Genomic DNA, 15,683 nt, shown 5'->3' with positions numbered 1-15,683 from the left:
CGATGAACCGCTTGCTCACCGTCCTTTGTGTACCGCTCGTCGCGCTGGGAGTCGTGGCCGCACCGGCGGCCGCGGCCACCACCGTGACCGTGAAGCCCGACCCGACGTACCGCCAGCAGCCGTTCGAAGGCTGGGGTTCGAGCCTGGCGTGGATGGCCGAGGCGACCGGCGGCTACCCCGACGCGGTCCGGACCAAGCTGGCCGACCTGGTCTTCGGCCCCGACGGGCTGAACCTGAACATCGCCCGGTTCGACATCGGCGGTGGCAACGCCCCGGACGTCCCGGCGTACCTGCGTCCGGGCGGTGCCGTGCCGGGCTGGTGGAAGGCGCCGGCCGGGACGACCCGGGCCGACAAGGACTGGTGGACACCCGGGGATCCCGCCGAATTCGACGCCGCCGCCGACCCGAACCAGCGCTGGTGGGTGGACCGCATCAAGAACCGCGTCACCAAGTGGGAGGCCTTCAGCAACTCGCCGCCGTACTTCCAGACCGTGTCGGGGTACGTCTCGGGTGGCTTCAACGCGACCGACGAGCAACTGCGCCCGGACAAGATCGGTGACTTCACGGCGTACCTGGCGCAGGTCGTGCGGACCCTGGAACGCGCGCACGGCATCAGGTTCGCGTCGGTGAACCCGCTGAACGAGCCCAACACGAACTACTGGAAGACGACCCTCGGCGCCGACGGGAACCCGGCCGGCGGCCGGCAGGAGGGCGCGCACATCGGGCCGTCGGTGCAGTCGCAGCTGATCCCGGCGATGGCCGCGGCGCTGCCCGGGAAGGTGGTTTCCGCACCCGACGAAACCAACCCGGACATCTTCGCCGCGGACTGGAACGGCTGGACTCCGGCGGCGCGCGCGGCGGCCGGGCGGCTGAACGTGCACACCTACGGCACCGGCAACCGGCCGATCCCGCGCGACATCGCCAAGGGCGCGGCGAAGCCGTTGTGGATGAGCGAGGTCGGCGGCAGCTGGCTCGACCGGCAGGACTTCACCAGCATGGACCCGGGGCTCGGGCTGGCCGGCCAGATCACCGACGACCTGCGCCTGCTCGAACCGAGCGCGTGGGTGAGCTGGCAGCCGATCGAGGACTACGACAACATGAAGCCCGGCGGGGAGTCCGCGGCCGGGATGAACTGGGGCGAGATCCAGGTTCCGTTCAACTGCAAGACGTCCGACTGTCCTATCCGGACCAACACGAAGTTCGACACGATGCGGAACTTCACCCACTACATCCGCCCGGGCGACCGGCTGATCGCGTCGAACGACACCGCCTCGACGGCCGCGATGCGCGGTGACGCCCTGTCTTCGGTGGTCCACGTCAACTCGGGCACGGCGGAACAGGACGTCACGCTGGACCTGTCCGGGTTCGGGTGCGTCCGGCCGGGCGCGTCGGTGACGCCGATCATCACCGACGTCACCGGAGCGTTGCGGCGGGGCAAGCCGGTGCGGGTGACGTCGGCCCACGCGACGCTGCGGGTCCCGGCGCGCTCGGTGACGACGTTCCTGGTCGACGGCGTCTCGTCGACGCTCGCGGGTACGGGGCTGGGCTCGGGAAAGCCGTTCACGTTCACCGGCGTGCAGAGCGGCAAGTCACTGTCGGCGGAGGACGGCTCGCTGGTCCAGCGCACGACGGACGTTTCGGCGGCCGCGCAGCGCTGGACGCTGACCGACCGCACGGGCCGCTACGGCAACCGCGACCGGTTCACGATCTCGTCCGTGGGGACGGGCCAGGTGCTCAGCACGGCGGGCGGAGCGGTGACGCTGGCCCCGGCCGGAACGGCCGACGCGGCTGCGCAGTGGACGGTGTCGACCACGGGCGACGGAACGTGGACATTCGTCAACGCGGCGGACGGCCGGCTGCTGGACGTCACGGGCGAGTCCCGCGACGACGGCGCGCGGGTCGGGCTGTACCGGCCGACGAACGGCCCGAACCAGCGCTGGCAGGCCGTCGCCCGCTGACCGGGGTGCGCCCCAATGTGGCGTTCGGTGCGTGGGGCGCACCGAACGCCACGTTGGGTGCGTGGGGCGCACCGAACGCCACATTGGGGCGCTCGACCCGCGCTGTGGACAAGCCGAGGGGCACGCTCGGAAGGCGCCGGAACTTGTCGGTGCCTTCCGCTAGCGTGGTTACCGGGGGCGCCGGGCGCGACTTCCCCACGCGCCGGTGTGCGGTTGCTCAGTCCACCGAGCCGTACGGGCGCTGCGACGCCCCCTTGTGGCCCTCCGCCTCCCGGCCTTCCCCGGCCGCGATCTCCTCGGCGCCCCGCCGGCCGCTGTCACCCGAATCCGGCTTCACGTCCGTCGGGGACAGCGTCCCGTCCGCGGTGACTTCGGAGCCGCGCGAGCCGCTCGCCTCGCGGGCCTTGCCGGCGGCTTCGGCCGCGGTCGGATCGTCTCCGGCCACGTCCGGGGCCCAGCCGTGGTGGTTCTCCTGTTCGGCCATGACGGCTTCCTCACGTACCCCCTCTACCGCGCGGCGTACCCGCAGCGTGCGGGGACAAACCGGGATATCGCCGATGGCCGCCGGCTGCCCGGCGCGGCCGACGCCGGACCGGACGCCGGGGCCGGTAGAGTTCTCGCGGACCCGTTGAAACGCCAGCGGTGGTCTCGGTTGACGCTGCTGGCGGGCTCTTTCCCCTTGCTCGCCGCTTGACGCATGGGAGGGGTGGGGCTGTGCCGACCACTGGCGACGGCATGGCGGAGCGGGTCGACGAGCTGAACGTCGTCTTGGCCGATCTCGTGGGGGTCCTCGAGTCGGTGTCCGACACGCCGGGGCTGCTCGACGCGGTCTGCGGCGAGGCGGTCCGGGTGGTGCCCGACGCGGACCTGGCGAGCATCGTGGTGGTCCGCGACGGCGCGACCCAGACCGCGGCCTTCACCGACGAGCGCGCCCGGCGCATCGACGACGTCCAGTACGCGGCGGGCGACGGTCCCGGGCTGCTCGCGGCGCTGACGGGCGAGGTCGTGCGGGTCGCGGTCGGCGACACGGGCGAGCGGTGGCCCGAGTTCGTCCTCGCGGCCAAGGAGCTCGGCGTGGGCAGCTACCTCGCGGTGCCGCTGCGGGTGGACGACACGCTCGTCGGCGCGATCACGCTGTTCGGCTTCGGCGCGCACGGCTACCACGAGTTCGACACGAAGGTGCTGCGGCTGTTCACGTTGTGCGTGGAGACCGTGCTGCGGCTGACCCGCCGCTACCGCGAAGCCCGCCTGCTCGCCGACGAGCTCCGGCACGCGATGGAGACGCGCGCGGTGATCGAGCAGGCCAAAGGCATGCTGATGCTGATCCACCGGGTCAGCGAGGACACGGCGATGCAGCGCCTGATCGTCGAGTCGCAGAACACGAACACGAAGCTGCGCGACGTCGCGGCGCGCTTCACGAAGAGGATGAGCTCGGCGGGCGGCGGGCGCCCCTAGCGAAGAGCGCCCCGAGCCCGGCACGCTCCGGGACCGCGCCGGTTCGCTCCAGCGCGTCCCGGACCGTGACGGCGGTCGCCGTCAGCACCGGTTTCCGGAGCCGCCTTTCGAGCTCGGCGAGCAACGGGGTCGTGTGCAGGGCCGTCTCCGGGACGAGCACCGCCTGCGCGTCACCGTGGTCGGCGGTCGTGGCGAGCTCGATGATCCGCCGCCGGTCCCAGGCGGCGAGCGCGCGGTCCGAAGGAGCGTCTGCCGAGACGGCGTGCACCGTCGTCACGCCCGCCTCGGCGAGGAAGCCGGCGAAGACGGCGGTCAGGTCCGGGTGGTAGACGGAGGCGAGCGCGACGCGGTCGATGCCCAGCCCCGCCAGGGCGGTGAGGTAGGCCAGCGACGTGCTGCTCGCCGGGACGCCGAGGTGCGCGGTCAGCGCCGCGGCCTGCTCGCGGGCGCCGTCGAGGCCGTGGGTGAAGCTGCAGCTCGAGCAGGCCCAGCTGACCACGTCGGGGGTCGCGGCGAACTCGCCGGCGGCTTTCGTCAGCCGTTCGGGCGCCCCGAGCTCGTGCACGGCGGCCGTCTTGCCGGCGGCGTCCAGGTCGTCGACGCGCCCGATGCCCTCGCCCCATTCCACGTAGGCGAAGTCGAGGTCGGCGCCGAGCCGGTCGCACAGGGCGGTGAAGTCGTCTTCGCCGCAGTCGCGCGTCGGGTAGAGGAGGCCGATGCGGGTCATGGCTCCATCATGGCGGGCGCCGCGAAGACCGGGACCAGCGTCGGGTCGTTGAACGCCGTGATCCGCGCGATCCGGGGGCCGGTCAGCGTCAGGACCTGGACGCCGTGGGCTTCGAACCGGCCGTCACCCGTGGCCGCGTACTCGAGCAGGGCCGGCTGGCCGTTCGCCCGCGTCGGCACCAGCCGCCAGTTCCCCGGGCGCAGGACGCGGCGGCCGAGGAACCCGGCGACCGCGTCCCGGCCGGTGAACCACGTCGGGATCGGCGGCATCTCCAGCTCGACGTCGGCGCGCAGCAACGTCACCAGCGCGCCCGGGTCGGCGCGGACGAACGCGTCGACGTACCGGTCGAGCAGGGGACCCTGCCCGGCCGGTTCCGCCAGGTCCGCCGCCACCGGGCCCGCCTCGGCGAGCCGGCCGCGGGCCCGGCGCAGCGCGCTGTCGACCGCCGCGGGAGTCGTGTCGAGCAGCTCGGCGACTTCGCCGGTGCGGAACGCGAGCACGTCGCGCAGGGTCAGCACCGCCCGCTGCCGGGCGGGCAGGAGCTGCAGCGCGGCGATGAACGCCAGCCGCACGCCGGCGCGGCCGGCCACGACCGCCGCCGGGTCGAGCAGGGCGTCGGGGATCGGCTGGAGCCAGGGCACGGACGGATCCGCGGCCGCGACCGCCACCCGGTGGTCGTCGGCCGGCGCGCCCAGGCCCGACGGCAGCGGCCGCCGGGCCCGGGTTTCCAGCGCGGTCAGGCAGGCCGTGGTGGCGATCTTGTACAGCCAGCGCCGCACCGAAGACCGGCCCTCGAACCCGTCGAAGCCCCGCCACGCGCGCAGGTACGTCTCCTGCACGAGGTCCTCGGCGTCGTGGATCGAGCCGAGCAGGCGGTAGCAGTGCGCGAGCAGCTCGGGCCGGAACGGTGCGGTCTCGGTGGCGAAGTCGGCCATGGCAGTCAGAGCGTACGCAGCCCGGTGCCGCTGACCTGGTATTCCGCCGCGTCGCCGTCGACGACTTCGAGGATGGCCTTGGCGACCTGCTCCGGCGTCAGGACCGACTCCATGTTCTTCACGAACGTGTCGCGGTCGACGCCGGCGCGCGCGGCGTAGCCCTCGACGCCGGTCGTGCCGAGGCCGGTGAGCGGGGTCAGCTGCGGCAGGAGCGTCGCGAACCGGAGGCCGAGCCCGGCGCGTTCCGACTCGTCGGCGGCGTACGCGCGCAGGTACCGGATCGCGGCCTTCGCGCTGGCGTAGCCACCACTGAGCGGCGACCCGCCGATGGCCGCCCCGCTCGACATCGAAACGACGACGCTGCCCGTGCCGAGGGGCTCCCGCAGCGCGGCGCGCGTCCAGGCGAAGACGTGCCGGGTGTCGACGTGCCAGTTGCGGCTGAAGGTTTCCCAGGTCTGTTCGTGCACGGGCGCCATGTGCGGCACGGCTCCCGCGTTGAGGACGAGCAGGCCGGGCCGGTGCTCACGCAGGACGCTCTCGGCGAGGGCGTCATCGGTCGCGTCGGCGGCGATGGGGACGAAGCTCGAGCCGAGTTCTTCGCGCACGGTGTCGAGTTCGGACTCGCTGCGCGCGACGCCGACGACGGTGCGCCCGCCGGCCACGAGCGCGGCGGCGATGGCGCGCCCGAAGCCCCGGCCGGCCCCGGTGACGACGGCGGTGGACTGGGTGGACTGAGTCGACATGGAGTGCTTCCCGGTGGTCGATGCGGTGTGGACCGGATCAAGACCAGCCTCGGAGGAGGAATTCGTCGGAGAGTGACGCGAGTCACAGATATGGCGCTACTGGCGGTTGAGGAGGCTGGCCTCGATGACCGCGGGAGTTTCGGAAGCGGGCAAGGCAGCGGCTTCGATGCGCGCGAAGATCTTCCCGAACTGCACCGCCATTTCGGCGCCCCGCGCGTCGGCGAACTGTTGGTCACCGTCGGGTCGTTCGATACTCAAGTGAATGTCGTTCACCTGGTCGGACATCTTCATGATCGTGAACGAGCTTTCTATTCCCTCGATCCAGCCTGCGGTATAGGGGAGGATGCGTACGCTGACGTTGCTCCGTCGTGATAATTGCAGCATCCACTGCAGCTGTTCGCGCCAGTGAGCGAATTCCGTGACTCGCCTGTGTAGAACGGATTCGTCGAGTATGAAATTGTGTCCCAGTTCGGGGTCTTCCAGTCTGGCTTGCCGCATCCGGCGCACCTTCACCTGGCGCTCGGCCCACTCCTGTCCCCAGCCGGTGCTCAGGACCAAGGATCTCGTGTAGGCAGCTGTTTGCAGCAACCCGGGAACCAGGTGAAACTGATATTGTTGTATCATTTTGGCTGCCGACTCGAGTCCGAGGTATCGCACGAAGTCCGGCTTGAAGAAGGGTCGGTACTCATCCCACCAAGCCGGCTGTCTCCCGGCCCTTGCCAGTTGGACATAACTTTCGACCCGGTCTCGGTCTGTGATGCCGTAGTGGAGCAGCAGTGCTTTCAAATCTGTAATAGAAAGGCCGACCGAACCGCGTTCTATTCTGATTATTTTGGAAACCGACCAATCAAGTGCTTCGGCTACTTCCCGTTGCGTGAGAGAAAGGGCCTCTCGCGCCTCGCGAATTGCGGACAGCACACGCCTCTGGCTGGCGATGGGCGAATTGGGTCGGGTCATGGCTCGCGGCCCCCGTTCGTCCGACTGGTGGCTATCTGCCAGCTAGCAGAATGATAGCTCACGAACGGGGCGGCCGTGCTTGACTTTGTGCGATCGCTATCGACGGGCCGGGAGAGAGGAAGAGAGCAATGCTCGCCAAGATCGGCTCGAAACGACGATCATTGGCGCGGGGTCTTTCGAGTCGCGCATCGCGACCTGTGTTTCGGCGGTCGCGACCTCGACGCAGTTGGCGCCGCCTCCGCTCGAACTCGCCGAGCTCTTGACCCAGACGAGACGGTCGCGGTCGAGGGAGGGGGAGGTTTCTCGGCCCTGGGGCACGGCCACTTCGCTTTCTGGCCGGTGTGCGCCGACCGGGCGTGCAACGCGCCAGCTTGATCCGCGCGTCATCCGGGTGTCTTGACTTGCGGAGGGTACACGCGCCATTCGGCCAGTCGGGTCCCGGCCTGGGATGGGTTGACCGCGCTCATTCACTCTGTGGGGTTGACGCTGACCTGATGCCGTGGCTGCCGAGGCTCGGGTCGGACGGACGTGCGGTCCGAGCCTCGGTGGGTCATTCACGAACCGCGACCAGGCTGCCTCAGTCGTTGTGCTGCCAGTCGAAGGCCCAGTGCGAAGAGTTTCGCGAAATTCGCGCTGGGGCGGAAACTTTCGTTGAGGACGAAAGAGGCCAATACTCCCAGCTCCAAGAACGCTGCCGCACTGTCGCAGGTTTCGGCGACCCGGCTGCCGAGTCGTCGGTGTTCGTCTTTCGATTTTTTCATGGCTGGTACACCGGCTTTCGATTTTGAGGTAGCACCTTTCGGTTCGAGGATACCGTCGGAAAAACACGCCTGGTGAAGGACTTTTCCGGCGGTGTCGACGGTAGGCTCTTCACTGCTCGGCTGTTTGCGCTGTGGCCGGATGTTTCGAGGCAAGGCGATTCGGGGCGGTCTGATTGCAGGCATTCGTATCACGGCGGCTTGCCCGGCCGCACTCTGCCACGATGTCATCGGTGATCCGGCGGTCTGCCAGGTGGCATAATGCGAGCACGGGGGCGGAACCGCCGGGTTCACGTGGTGGTGCCGAGGGCGGGCCGTCCGGGCGGGACATGCGCTTGCTCGCTGGTCGAACCGAGCGTGAGTGATCATGTCAATCGTATTCGGCCAACACTGCCGGTATCGCCGTCGCGTCGCTCGTGCATCTGCAAGTGTGGCTCGACGAATGACTCTTCTCTGCTTCGGGCAAGGTGAAGAATGGCGATTGACAGCGAGGCGTTTCGCCTGGTGGCCGCTCGCGATATGGCCGGTTGCCAGCTGGCAACCGCCGTCGGCGCTACGGCGGACTGGTGACAGTGTGTGGCCGGTCCACCCAGTAAATTTCACTCGAACGAACCAGGGGTGAGGCAGGCATCAGGACTTGGCCGAAGGGCGGCGGTGGAGCAGGTCGAACCGGGACCACATCGCCTCCGCGGCCTCGATGGACTCGCTCGTCCGCGCCGGGTCGACCGCTGCCAGCTGGGCCACGATCGCCTGGACCAGGGCCATGCCCGCGGTCAGCGACGGGAAGAACGTCACGCCCTCCGCCGGCACCATCAGCACCTGCTCCACCGCGCCCGCCAGGGCCGGGCTGGCCGCGTCCGTCACGGCGAACACCCGCGCGCCGCGGCTCTTCGCCTCGCTCGCCGCCAGGACCGTGCTCTCGTACAGGCGCCAGAAGCTGATCGCCACCAGCACGTCGTCCGACGTCAGCTTCGCCGTCTGGTTCGCCAGTTCCGCGTCGCCCGCCGTCACCGCGTGGACGTCGTAGCCCGCGAGGCGCGCGTTGTGCGCGAAGGCGATGCCGACCGCCGCGTAGCTTCCGTCGGCGATCACCAGCGTCCGGCGGGCCGCGGCGATCGCGCGGGCGACCTCGCGGAGCACCTCTTCGTCGAAACGCCGGTTGAGCAGGGCGAGGCTGTCGAGGTCCCGGCGCAGCGACGCCGAGCCCGGCGAGTCGACGCCGCGGTGCTCCTCGGCCACCTGCGGCGCGCTCAGCGACGACATGTACCGGGCCCGCAGCTCCTGCTGCAGCGCCGGCCAGCCGGCGAAGCCCAGCGCCTGCGCCGTGCGCGTCACGGTCGCGACGTTGACGCCGGCGAGCTGCGCCAGCTCGGCCGTCGAGCCGAACGACGCCCGCCTCGGCTGGGAGACCAGCACCTCCACCACCGCCGCCGACTTCGGCCGCAGCCCCCGCTCGGGCAGCCGGTCCCGCAGCCACGCCTCGAAACCGTCGTCGGCTTCCGCCACTTCGTCCCCTCCCTCGGGTCGCGTAGACCGTAACGCAGCGAGGTTGTCCTGCAATGAACGTTGCAAAACTGCGAAAACGCAGTATACGTTGTCCGCACTCCCCGGCGCCCGGACACGGAAGGCGTTCCCCATGACCCTGCTGGCACGACTGGATCGGCTCCCGCTGAGCCGGCCCCACTACAAGCTGCTGCTGATCGGCGGGCTCGGCTACACCTTCGACGGCATGGACTCGGCGGTCGTCGCCTTCCTGCTGCCCAGCGCCAAGGCGGTGTGGGGCCTCGACAACGGCCAGCTCGGCCTGATCGGCTCGGCGACGCCGTTCGGCTTCCTCTTCGGCGCGATCGCCGCGGGCCTGCTCGGCGACCGCATCGGCCGCAAGAAGGTCATGATGTACGCGCTGGCCTTCTACGCGCTGTTCTCCGTCATCGCGTCCTTCTCGCCCAACTACGAGGTCTTCCTCGGCGCGCGGGTGCTCGCCGGGGCGGGCGCCGGCGCGGAAAGCGCCATCATCGCGCCGTTCCTGTCCGAGTTCGTGCCGGCCAAGCGGCGCGGCTGGTTCGTCGGCGCGCTGGCCGGCTTCTTCTCCTTCGGGTTCGTCGCGGCCGCGCTGATCGGCCGGTTCGTCGTCCCGTCGTTCGACGACGGCTGGCGGATCGCGCAGCTCGTCACCGCACTGCCGATCGTGATGGTGCTGTGGTGGCGCCGATCCCTGCCCGAGTCGCCGCGGTTCCTGCTCGCCCAGGGGCGGTCCGCCGAAGCCGAGAGCGTCGTCGCCAAGATGGAACGCGACGTCGAGAAGGCCACCGGCACGACGCTCCCGCCGGTGCCGCCCGCCGACGCCCAGCCCGCCACCGAGACCCCGAAGGTCAACCTCTTCAGCGCACTGAAGTTCCTGTGGAGCCCCGCGATGCGGCGCCGGACGGCGGTGATCTGGACCGTCTGGTTCGTGATCACGTTCTCCTACTACGGCTTCTTCTCGTGGATCCCGACGCTGCTGGTGGAACGCGGCATCACGGTGACGAAGAGCTTCGAATTCTCGATCATCATCTACCTGGCCCAGGTGCCCGGGTACTTCTCCGCCGCGTGGCTGTCCGAACGGCTCGACCGCAAGCACACCATCGCGCTGTACCTCGCGGGCTCGGCCGTGAGCGCGTTCTGGCTGAGCCAGACGAGCGCGCCGTGGTCGATCACGCTCGCCGGCGCGGTGCTGTCCTTCTTCCTCAACGGCACCTACGCCGGGGTGTACTCCTACACGCCCGAGGTGTTCCCGACCTGGATCCGCGCCAGCGGCACCGGCCTGTCCAGCGCGTTCGGCCGGGTCGGCAGCATCCTCGCGCCGACGATCATCGGCCTGTCCGCGGCGAGCCTCGGGTTCGCCGGCGTCTTCGGCCTGACGACGGCGGTGCTGGCGGCGGGCGTGCTTTGCGTGCTCGTCTTCGGCCTGTCCACCGCCGGCCGGTCCCTGGAAGAACTGACCGAACACGGCGCGCCGGTGCGCGCCGCGAAGGAGATGACGAAGTGAGTCTGTCCACAGTGGAGGAACGGGTGCGCGACGCGATCGGCGTGCGGCTGTTCACGGTGCTGGCGTGGGTGCCCGAACGTCGCGCGTTGCGGCGCGTGCACAGCAGCCACCCGGCGGAGTACCCGGTGGGCGGGGAGAAGACCGTCGAAGTCGCCGCGGGCTGGCTCGAGAAGTGCATCACCGCGCAGGAGCCGTACTTCGGACCGGACCGCGCGGCGGTGCGGGAGATCTTCGCCGACCACGACCTGATCGAAAGCCTCGGCTGCGGATCGATCATCAACGTGCCGGTGATCGCCGGCGGCCGGACGCTCGGGGTGCTCAACATCCTCGACGCGGAAGGCGCTTACGACGAGGATTCCGTGAAGGTGGCCGAATCGTTCGCGCCGCTGGCCGTCTCCGCACTCCTGGAGGAAAAGTGACCGGATCCCTGCTGCTGCGCAACGCCCGGCTGCTCGACCCCGTTTCCGGCGAGTACACCGAGGGTGACCTGCGGTGCGATTCCGGCCGGATCGTGGAGGTGGGGCCCGGTCTCGCGGCCGCTGACGTGCCGTCGGTGGACGTGCGGGGCGCGGTCGTCCTGCCCGGGCTGGTCGACGCGCACGTGCACGTCACGGCGTCGACGGCGGACCTGGGTTCGCTGCCGTCGTCGTCACCGTCCTATGTGGCCGTTCAAGCCACGCGGACGATGAGCCGCATGCTCGACCGCGGGTTCACCACGGTCCGCGACGCGTCGGGCGCCGACTACGGACTGGCGGACGCCCAGGCGGACGGGCTGTTCCGCGGGCCGCGGCTGCTGTTCTGCGGGCGGGCGCTGAGCCAGACCGGTGGGCACGGCGACAGCCGCACCCGCGGCACCCAGGTCAAGGACGACCACCCGTGCTGCGCGGGGTTGGGCCGGGTGGCCGACGGCGTCGACGCGGTCCGCGCGGCCGCCCGCGACGAACTGCGCAAGGGCGCCCACCACATCAAGGTGATGGCCTCGGGCGGCGTCGCGTCCCCGACCGACCGCATCGACTCGACGCAGTACTCGGCGGAGGAGCTGAGCGCGATCGTCGAGGAGGCGACGGCGGCGAACCGTTACGTAGCGGCGCACGCGTACACCGCCCGGGCCGTCAATCGTGCGCTGGAGCTGGGCGTCCGTTCGATCGAGCACGGCAACCTGCTGGACGACCGGAGCGTTTCGCTGTTCCTTTCCCGTGACGCCTACTTGGTGCCGACCCTGGTGACGTACTGGGCGCTGAAGGAGGAGGGCCGCGAGCACGGGTTGCCGGAGTCGAGCTGGCGCAAGGTCGACGAGGTCCTGGGCGCGGGTCTGGCGGCGTTGGAACGTGCGGCCCGCGGCGGCGTGAAGCTGGTCTACGGAACCGACCTCCTGGGCGGGATGCACCGGCACCAGAACCACGAGTTCCGGCTTCGCGGCGAAGTCCAGTCCCCGCTGGAGGTGATCCGCTCGGCGACCTCGACGGCGGCGGACCTGCTGAACCTGACGGGGGAGATCGGGACGCTGGCAGTGGGCGCGCACGCGGACCTGCTGGTGGTGGACGGGGATCCCCTGGAGGACCTCGGGGTGCTGGCGGAGCCGAAGCACTTCCACCACATCATCCAGGGCGGCGAGGTGGTGGCCGGAAACTCCGCGTGACGACCGGCCGGTGGTGCCCCGGACGCGTGTCGCGGGGCACCACCGTCGTGGCCGCGTCAGCAGCGCCACCAGTTCTTGACCGCCAGTAGTGCGATGGCGGCGAGGGTGGCATAGGTAGCGGGGTCGTGCACGTGCGTACTCCCTGGGATAGCTCTTCGGGGCTTGGTCATGCTGGACGGGGTGTCCAGAACATGGATCAACGAAGGGTGCCCGAAGGCTAGAGAGCCTTGGTCTTCGGTCGCAAGGGCCGTTAGCGATAACTGAAAACTACTCACAGTAGTTCTGCGGACGTGCGGGACCCCCTAGCTGCGCAAATTTGGTCACGCTCGGGTGAAAACCGCTGCCCGGTAAAGCGACGGTTCACTCATTGGTGTTGACGTGTCCGGGCACGAGGTGGGCTCGGCATGGCAGCGGTGTCCTCGTCCCCATGCCGCGCGCCGGGGATGAGCGCCTCGGTATCGGCAGCCACTTCGCCGATGCGAGCCTGCAGCCGATCAGCCTTGGCGTCCCGGCCGCGGCCACGGTAAAAGGCGACGGCGTCGGTCCACGCCTCGATCGCGCCGCCGGGGTTGTGCAGTCTGCGCAGGATGTCGCCGAGCGCTTCGAGCGCGCGCGCCTGTCCGGTGGCGTTGTGGGCCTGCCGTGAGATCTCCACCGCGTCCCAAGCCAGCCTGAGTGCTTCGCGCGCGTTGCCCTCGGCGTACGCCAGCCGGGCACGGACGGTGCAGAGCTTCATAGTCGCCGTCAGGTCGTCCCGGCCATCGAGGTTGGCCAGTGCCTGCCTGCAGTGCATGTGGGCGAGTTCCAGCTGCTGCTCGTGCGTGTGCAGCGCGGCCAGGGCCGTCTGGGTCGCGATCTGCCCCATCGTGTCACCGAGGACCGTGCGGAGGTGGAGGGCGCGGTGGTAGTGCGGCAGGGCCTGGACGTGCTGGTCGAGGTCGGCGAACGTGTCCGCCAGGTAGTGCTCGGCGAGGCCTTCCCTGACCGGGTCGGGCGCCCGCCGCGCCTGGTCGATGCACCGCAGGTAGAGGTCGATCGCCGCGGTGTGGTCGCCGTAATGCCGGTGGAGGCGGGCGAGGTTGATCTTGACCGTGAGGATCCCGACGGTCTCCTCGTGCTCGATGGCCAGTTCCAGGGAGCGGTTGAGGTAGTGGCGCGCCTTCGTGTCGTCGCCGAGGATCAGGTGGAGTTCGCCGAGGTCGTTGAGGGAGGACGCCTCGGCGATGATGTCCTTCGCCTCCCGGGCCGCCCGGACGGCGACCACGAGCCCCTGTGCCATGGCCGAGTGGCAGCCGTGGCGTTCCCAGCTGTCGTTGAGCAGGTGCGGCAACCTGATCGCGTAGGAATGCAGCTGCCGATCTCCGGCTTCACCGATCAGGGCCGTCAAGTTGTCACGCTCCACGAGGGCCCAGTTCGCGGCAGCCGTGGCCGAGTCGAAGGTGCGGGGGACAACTCCGGGCTCGGCCGGGATCATCGGGGGCCGGTTGCGGTACGGGTGCGCGATCAGGTGGGCGCGGAGGGCGGTCTGCAGGTAGTGCGACAGCAACCGGCGCAGGGGCCGTGAGTCGTCCTTCGCGGTCAGCGTGCGTGCGTAGCGGTGGAAGATGTCGGGAATGCGGTAGCGATCGGGCTCGCCGGGTTGGTCGATGAGGTGCCAGGCGACAAGGTTCTCGAGGGCGCGACGGGTGGCTTCCCGGGGGTGAGCGCTCGCCGAAAGCAGCGTCTCGGCCTGGATCTCGGGGCCGGGGTGGTGGCCGAAGAGCCGGAACACGTCCTGCGCGGTGGCATCGAGCGCCTGGTAGGAACCGGAGAACGTGGTGCGCAGGCCGTCGTCGTCCCCGTCGTCGCCGATGCTCAGCAGCGTGTCCGGATCCCGTAGCTCTTCGAGCATGGTGACGAGACTGATCCCGGGCCGGCTGGCGGCTCGCTGGGCCAGCAAGGTGAGGGCGAGCGGAAGGCCGTCACCGAGCAGCGCGAGCGAGTGCGCTGCTTCGGGTTCTTCCTCGGCCCGTCCTCTCATCCGCTTGCTCAGGAGCGCGAGCGAGTTCTGCTCGTCGAGGTGGCCGAGTCTGATGGTGGGTATGTCGTGACGACGGGCCGATGCGTGGAGCGAACTCCGGGAGGTGAGCAGCACGGTGCACGACTCGACGATGTCGATGACCTCGTCGATCTGCTCGGAACTGCCGACGTTGTCGAGGATGACGAGCAGCGGTCCTCCGCGCTCGAGCAGGGACCGCAGCCGCGCGGCCCGTGCCGTGGCGCTGACCAGGTGGTCGATCGGGTAGTCGAGCGCGGTGAGGACGAGATCGACCACTTCGCCGGTCGTGCGAGCCGGAGCCGGCCCGAATCCCTGCATGTCGACGCAGACGATCCCGCCGGGGAACCGGTCCGCGGCGCGGTGCGCCCAGTGGACGGCGAGGCTCGTCTTCCCGACCCCGGGCGGACCGCACACGATGGCGGCGGGGGCGTGCCCGGCGCCGGGAGAGACCAGGAATTCGTCGAGCCTGCGCAGAGCGTCCGCACGTCCGAGGAACCCGCGGAGGTTGCGGGGCAAGCCGACGCGAATCGGGCTGATCGGAGGGGCAGGCGTGGGTCGCGGTGCTGTCTCCGCTTTCGCTCCGGGCTCGAGGTGCCGCGCCCGCGCCCGGGTGTGGTGTGCCTGCAGGTCGGCGGCTGACTCGGCGTCGCCGTCCTGCTCGTAGGACTTCAGCGCCGTCAAGAAGCAGGCGTGGGCTTCGTGTGCTTGCCTCAGCGCATACAGGGCGGTGATGCGGAGTTTCACGAACGTGGGTTCGGCGGCGTACTGGTGGGGAACGCCGGTCAGGTGTCTCAGCGCCTCTTCGGGTTGATCTGCGGCCAGCAATTCGGCCGCGAGGAAACTGTGCGCAGGTGCCCAGTCCGCGACCGAACTGGCACGTCGCCAATTGCGGGCCCGTTCGCTGGTCATTCCGGCAAGTGGTTCGTCCCGCCAGAGTGCGAGGGCCGCACGCGCGACCTCGCAGGCGTTTTCGTGGTCTCCGGAGGCGCTCAATTGTCGTGCTCTGCGCATTTCGTCGTTGAAGACGTGGAAGTCCACGAGATCGGGGCGGATGTCGAGCTGGTAGCCACCGTTGACCGTGCGGATGACCGGGGGATGGTCGGCGGCCTCCAGCGCTTGACGAAGCCGGGTCATCGCCTTGTAGAGCGCGTCTTTCGGGTTTCCCGGAGGAGCTGACTCGGTCCACGCCCAGGCGATCAGGCTGTCCTGGGAGAAACGCTTTCCGGGTCGGGTGAGCAAGGCCGCCAGTAGGTGACGCGCTTGCCGGGATCCCCACTCTTCGGTCATCTTCCCGTGCATCCGCACTGTTGTCTGCCCGAGAATTCCGTACGCGATCTCCATTTCCCGATTCCTCCCTCTCCCGTATCGCCAGCTTCGCATCGTTTTGGTGAAACGACGACGACGGCGCGGTAACGATCGTTTGTGTCCACGAACAGGCCACGAGA

Annotated in this window: 13 protein-coding genes; 5 read left to right on the top strand and 8 right to left on the bottom strand. The window is 69.8% G+C overall.

Going from position 1 to position 15,683, the window contains the following annotated elements; all coding sequences use genetic code 11:
* Positions 1-2: 2 nt before the first annotated feature.
* The gene (locus ACZ4TR_RS20240; RefSeq protein WP_465288479.1) at positions 3-1,958 is read left to right on the top strand and encodes an RICIN domain-containing protein; all 1,956 of its coding nucleotides are present in this window, start codon (positions 3-5) and stop codon (positions 1,956-1,958) included.
* 217 nt (positions 1,959-2,175) lie between these two features.
* Here ACZ4TR_RS20240 and ACZ4TR_RS20235 read toward each other — a convergent pair whose 3' ends face one another.
* Positions 2,176-2,442 carry a hypothetical protein gene (locus ACZ4TR_RS20235; protein WP_465288478.1) on the bottom strand — a complete coding sequence of 89 codons (267 nt, stop codon included), beginning with the start codon at positions 2,440-2,442 and terminating at the stop codon, positions 2,176-2,178.
* Between the two features lie 251 nt (positions 2,443-2,693).
* Between ACZ4TR_RS20235 and ACZ4TR_RS20230 the strand changes: the two genes are divergently transcribed.
* Positions 2,694-3,413, top strand: coding sequence for an ANTAR domain-containing response regulator (locus ACZ4TR_RS20230; protein ID WP_465288954.1), 720 nt, complete (start codon positions 2,694-2,696; stop codon positions 3,411-3,413).
* Here ACZ4TR_RS20230 and ACZ4TR_RS20225 read toward each other — a convergent pair.
* From ACZ4TR_RS20225 to ACZ4TR_RS20200, 6 genes are all read right to left on the bottom strand, one after another.
* Positions 3,373-4,140 (bottom strand): maleate cis-trans isomerase family protein, encoded by a 768-nt coding sequence (locus ACZ4TR_RS20225; RefSeq protein WP_465288477.1) that lies wholly within the window; start codon positions 4,138-4,140, stop codon positions 3,373-3,375. The two genes, ACZ4TR_RS20230 and ACZ4TR_RS20225, sit on opposite strands and share 41 nt — an antisense overlap.
* Positions 4,137-5,075: an RNA polymerase subunit sigma-70 gene (locus tag ACZ4TR_RS20220; RefSeq protein WP_465288476.1), complete on the bottom strand. Its 939-nt coding sequence runs from the start codon at positions 5,073-5,075 to the stop codon at positions 4,137-4,139. Before ACZ4TR_RS20220 ends, ACZ4TR_RS20225 begins: the two co-directional genes overlap by 4 nt.
* Positions 5,076-5,080: 5 nt before the next feature.
* Positions 5,081-5,818 (bottom strand): SDR family oxidoreductase, encoded by a 738-nt coding sequence (locus ACZ4TR_RS20215; RefSeq protein WP_465288475.1) that lies wholly within the window; start codon positions 5,816-5,818, stop codon positions 5,081-5,083.
* A 96-nt stretch (positions 5,819-5,914) separates the two neighbouring features.
* Positions 5,915-6,775 (bottom strand): helix-turn-helix domain-containing protein, encoded by an 861-nt coding sequence (locus tag ACZ4TR_RS20210; protein WP_465288474.1) that lies wholly within the window; start codon positions 6,773-6,775, stop codon positions 5,915-5,917.
* A 96-nt stretch (positions 6,776-6,871) separates the two neighbouring features.
* Positions 6,872-7,162, bottom strand: coding sequence for a DUF397 domain-containing protein (locus tag ACZ4TR_RS20205; protein ID WP_465288473.1), 291 nt, complete (start codon positions 7,160-7,162; stop codon positions 6,872-6,874).
* Positions 7,163-8,163: 1,001 nt separating this feature from the next.
* Positions 8,164-9,039 (bottom strand): MurR/RpiR family transcriptional regulator, encoded by an 876-nt coding sequence (locus ACZ4TR_RS20200; RefSeq protein ID WP_465288472.1) that lies wholly within the window; start codon positions 9,037-9,039, stop codon positions 8,164-8,166.
* A 130-nt stretch (positions 9,040-9,169) separates the two neighbouring features.
* Between ACZ4TR_RS20200 and ACZ4TR_RS20195 the strand changes: the two genes are divergently transcribed.
* From ACZ4TR_RS20195 to ACZ4TR_RS20185, 3 genes are read left to right on the top strand one after another with little or no spacing between them, the layout of a single operon-like run.
* Positions 9,170-10,561, top strand: a complete 1,392-nt coding sequence (locus tag ACZ4TR_RS20195; RefSeq protein WP_465288471.1) for an MFS transporter — start codon at positions 9,170-9,172, stop codon at positions 10,559-10,561.
* A complete protein-coding gene (locus tag ACZ4TR_RS20190; RefSeq protein WP_465288470.1) occupies positions 10,558-10,980 on the top strand; it encodes a GAF domain-containing protein in 423 nt (140 codons plus the stop codon). Before ACZ4TR_RS20195 ends, ACZ4TR_RS20190 begins: the two co-directional genes overlap by 4 nt.
* Positions 10,977-12,200, top strand: a complete 1,224-nt coding sequence (locus ACZ4TR_RS20185; protein WP_465288469.1) for a metal-dependent hydrolase family protein — start codon at positions 10,977-10,979, stop codon at positions 12,198-12,200. Before ACZ4TR_RS20190 ends, ACZ4TR_RS20185 begins: the two co-directional genes overlap by 4 nt.
* Positions 12,201-12,564: 364 nt before the next feature.
* On the opposite strand, the gene ACZ4TR_RS20180 is transcribed toward ACZ4TR_RS20185, so the two are convergent.
* Positions 12,565-15,579, bottom strand: coding sequence for an AfsR/SARP family transcriptional regulator (locus tag ACZ4TR_RS20180; RefSeq protein WP_465288468.1), 3,015 nt, complete (start codon positions 15,577-15,579; stop codon positions 12,565-12,567).
* Positions 15,580-15,683 lie beyond the last annotated feature (104 nt).

Source organism: Amycolatopsis sp. NPDC028719 (genome assembly GCF_055565395.1).
Note: the sequence above shows the minus strand (reverse complement) of the source record. Positions and strands in the feature narration are given on the sequence as shown.

Bases quoted from the DNA above. Each gene is read 5' to 3' on its own strand.
- ACZ4TR_RS20235 (WP_465288478.1), bottom strand. From the start codon at position 2,442: ATGGCCGAACAGGAGAACCACCACGGCTGGGCCCCGGACGTGGCCGGA.
- ACZ4TR_RS20210 (WP_465288474.1), bottom strand. From the start codon at position 6,775: ATGACCCGACCCAATTCGCCCATCGCCAGCCAGAGGCGTGTGCTGTCC.
- ACZ4TR_RS20195 (WP_465288471.1), top strand. From the start codon at position 9,170: ATGACCCTGCTGGCACGACTGGATCGGCTCCCGCTGAGCCGGCCCCAC.
- ACZ4TR_RS20180 (WP_465288468.1), bottom strand. From the start codon at position 15,579: ATGGAGATCGCGTACGGAATTCTCGGGCAGACAACAGTGCGGATGCAC.
- ACZ4TR_RS20220 (WP_465288476.1), bottom strand. From the start codon at position 5,075: ATGGCCGACTTCGCCACCGAGACCGCACCGTTCCGGCCCGAGCTGCTC.
- ACZ4TR_RS20215 (WP_465288475.1), bottom strand. From the start codon at position 5,818: ATGTCGACTCAGTCCACCCAGTCCACCGCCGTCGTCACCGGGGCCGGC.
- ACZ4TR_RS20225 (WP_465288477.1), bottom strand. From the start codon at position 4,140: ATGACCCGCATCGGCCTCCTCTACCCGACGCGCGACTGCGGCGAAGAC.
- ACZ4TR_RS20230 (WP_465288954.1), top strand. From the start codon at position 2,694: ATGGCGGAGCGGGTCGACGAGCTGAACGTCGTCTTGGCCGATCTCGTG.
- ACZ4TR_RS20205 (WP_465288473.1), bottom strand. From the start codon at position 7,162: ATGACGCGCGGATCAAGCTGGCGCGTTGCACGCCCGGTCGGCGCACAC.
- ACZ4TR_RS20240 (WP_465288479.1), top strand. From the start codon at position 3: ATGAACCGCTTGCTCACCGTCCTTTGTGTACCGCTCGTCGCGCTGGGA.